The sequence below is a fragment of the Bacteroides sp. genome, from assembly GCF_028690125.1.
Classification (GTDB): domain Bacteria; phylum Bacteroidota; class Bacteroidia; order Bacteroidales; family Bacteroidaceae; genus Bacteroides.
Window position 1 is genome coordinate 1 of record NZ_JAQVBV010000132.1, and the last position, 3,235, is coordinate 3,235.

At 38.5% G+C, this 3,235-nt stretch carries 3 protein-coding genes; all 3 read left to right on the forward strand.

The features are described 5' to 3' along the window. Positions 1–153 precede the first annotated feature (153 nt). The 3 genes from PHO71_RS25855 to PHO71_RS25865 all read left to right on the forward strand — a co-directional run bounded on the left by PHO71_RS25855 (position 154) and on the right by PHO71_RS25865 (position 3,216). On the forward strand, positions 154–606 hold the full coding sequence (locus tag PHO71_RS25855) for a helix-turn-helix transcriptional regulator (RefSeq protein WP_300209059.1): 453 nt from the start codon (positions 154–156) through the stop codon (positions 604–606). Positions 607–871: 265 nt separating this feature from the next. Then, positions 872–1,708: a hypothetical protein gene (locus PHO71_RS25860; protein ID WP_300209060.1), complete on the forward strand. Its 837-nt coding sequence runs from the start codon at positions 872–874 to the stop codon at positions 1,706–1,708. 152 nt (positions 1,709–1,860) lie between these two features. After that, complete coding sequence (locus PHO71_RS25865; protein ID WP_300209061.1) at positions 1,861–3,216, forward strand: recombinase family protein; 1,356 nt, start codon at positions 1,861–1,863, stop codon at positions 3,214–3,216. Positions 3,217–3,235: the final 19 nt, after the last annotated feature.

Here is a 3,235-nt window from a genome sequence, read left to right on the forward strand (position 1 = left end):
CAACCACTTTTTCTGCTTGTCTTTGGTTGTTATACCAATATTACCATTATATTTTTGGTGTGTCAACCACTTTTTATAAATTATTTTTATATTTTTGGTTGACTAACCAATTTTATAATGGTATAGTGTAATAAAAAGAAAGGAGGTTCAAACATGAATGAACGTTTAAGACTTTTGCGCGACGAATTAAACCTATCGCGTGCCGCATTCGGTCAGCGTATAGGTGTCAGCGGTGATGTAGTTAATAATCTGGAACGTGGTAGAGTGGAAATAAAAGAACATATTATAAAATTGATATGTACTGAATTTTCAGCAAATGAAGAATGGTTGAGAACTGGTGACGGTCCTATTTTTGTCGAACCCGACACATTTAGCCTTGATCTGTTTGTTGAAAAACACGGAATGACTGGTTTTGAATTAGATGTAATAAAGGCGTATTTTGAACTTGACCCGGAAATAAGGAAAGCTGTTGTTTCCCATTTCAAAAATCGTCTGGCTGCGCGTTCAAAGGAACCAGAAGACTTGCGCGCTGATTGTCCAAGTACGCCAGAGGAATTAGAAAGACAATTTCCACCCGTTGAAAGCAGTAATTCAGAGGTTGGGTGATAAAACACCCAATCTTTCCTATGTATTTTTATATATTAAATCATGATAACTAGCTGCGTCGCGCCTATGAAGTTTAAATTGTAATAGATTGTGTTCGTGTCACGATAATATATGGCATATACACCTTTTCTTTTATAATTTATAAATTTTTTATTCATAACCTATCACACACCTTTCTTTCTTAGGAAGATTGGGTGCGATTATAATTATAATTTCATATTAGTATTATTTACCACTGGTATTGACCAGTAGAAAGGTTGTTTTTATGAAAAAAAGATTATTTGTATTAATATTGTTGTCATTATTTCTTTTAAGTGGGTGCAGTTCTGTTTTAGTCGATCTTGATACCCCTAAATCTTCTGATCTGAAAGAAAAATACAGCTTTTATCAAAAGTCAGTTGACAACATACGAACCAACATGAAAGTTACCCCAGAGGAAGCAGACGAAATATTTATTATTTTATGCGATTGTGGCGTATCGGAAGAGATAAACAATGTATATGGTAATAGTGACGGCAAGTTTTCTGTTTGGTCTTCTGGCGATAAGTACACGGTAACTCTTGACGGTTCCGTTGTTGATACTGTTGTTTCTGGTAAGGAAACACTTTATCCGGTGCAGGAAGAAACCGCAGACGCCAAAGTTTCTGAACCTCCAAAACCTACAGAAGCCGTTGCAGAAGATGAAACAACCGCCACCAATACTTCTGATATTCAATCAAGCGCTTTAAAAAAGGTTCAAAGTGTTTTTGGCAAAGACAACGTGATCACTGTTGATTACTTCGACGACACAAAGTTTTTGTCCATAGAAGCTAACGGGAAAGAAAACTTGACTAATAAAATGACGCTTCGTGGTATGTATCTTGATATAGAAACGTTGTTAAAGGATTTTTCAGACTTAGAAAGCGTTGATATAAATTTCGATATTCACTATTCTTTTGTTAATGAAAAAGGCAATGCCAGCGACGGTATTGCAATTCGCGCTAGATATGATTGGAATGATAGAAAGGACGTGAATTGGGACAAATTTTTGACCCCTAATATCCCGGATATTTCAACGTCATGGGCTATTCATCCAGCGTTTGAAAATATAATTATTGAGTAAAAATAAACACCCGCAGTGCTGGGAACACTCCGGGTGCGGTGCAAAGTATATCATACCAGATACAACATACCGTCTGCATTGTTATTATAACACGCGTAGGCGGGAAATGAAAGGCAATAAGTAGGTGATTATATATGATTAAAGACGAACTTTTGCCGGGTCCTCTTGTGCGTGTTGCGCTTTATATTCGTGTTTCTGGTGAGGAACAGAAAATAAGCGGTCTATCACTTGAAGCCCAGCAAGAACGATTAGCAAAGTATGCCAAGGAACGTGGCTGGGTCATATCTGGCGTTTATGTTGACGCTGCAAAGACAGCCAGAAAGCGTATGCACAAACGAACCCGCTTTCTTGAAATGTTGGAAGATGTAAAACAGAACAAAATTGATATTATTCTATTTTGCAGGCTTGACCGTTGGTTTCGATCTGTAAAAGATTATTATAAAATTCAAGAGGTGTTAGAAGCGCACGGCTGCGACTGGAAGACTGTTGATGAAGAATACGACACTACCACTGCAAATGGTCGGTTGTATATCAATGTTAAGCTGTCAATCGCCCAGAATGAAGCTGATATTGACGGTGAACGTATCGACGTAGTATTTGACAGCAAAATTGATCATGGCACTGTTGTTTCTGGCAGTTCCCCTTTTGGTTTTCGTGTAAACGACATGAAGCGGCTTGAAATCGCACCAGAAGAAGCAGCCATTGTGCAATACGCTTTTAATTACTACGAAACCAACGTGACCCAACGTGGCACAATAAAGTATATCCGGGAAACCTACGGCGTGAATTGGTGTGACGCTACATTTCGCCGTATGCTTGCAGAAGAGTTATACACTGGCGTATATAATCGCGGTGGGCGTCACAACGCTAGTTTCTGCCCTGCTATCATTACCAGACAACAATTTGATCATGTGCAGGAATTGACCAAACGAAACGCCCGGTCTTCTCCATCTGGTAGGGTTTATATATTTACTTCAATTCTTACGTGCAGCGAATGTTCACATAAATTATCCGGGTATATAGCCCGTGGAATTTTTTACTACCGCTGCAACCAGCATTTCCAGCGCGGGCGGTGTAATCACAATCATTCAGCCCGGGAAGAATACGTGGAAAAATGGCTTTTTGAACATCTTCACGAACAAATAGAAGAACAGAAACTAGAATGGGAAGTAAAAGCAGCCGAAAAGAAGCGATCTGCTGCCGCCACTGATAAAGCAGCTTTGAAGAGGAAGTTGACCAAATTAAAAGAACTTTATGTGAATGATCTAATAGACATGAACGAATACAAGAAAGATTTTGAAATATACACCGCTGCATTACAGCAGATACCAGAACCAATGGTAGAGAAGCAACCAGACTTCACAGCTATAGAAAGATTTTTACAATCAGATTTTAGAATAATTTATGATACTTTAACCCGTGAGGAAAAGCGTACTTTGTGGCGTTCCGTCATTAAAGAAATCAAGATTGATAACGATCAGAATATCACGGGTATTTCTTTCGGGTAGTGTTGTACTAACTTTACAC

What these genes read in the sequence shown, in the direction of transcription:
- PHO71_RS25855 (WP_300209059.1), top strand. Translation starts at nt 154, where the DNA reads ATGAATGAACGTTTAAGACTTTTGCGCGACGAATTAAACCTATCGCGT.
- PHO71_RS25860 (WP_300209060.1), top strand. Translation starts at nt 872, where the DNA reads ATGAAAAAAAGATTATTTGTATTAATATTGTTGTCATTATTTCTTTTA.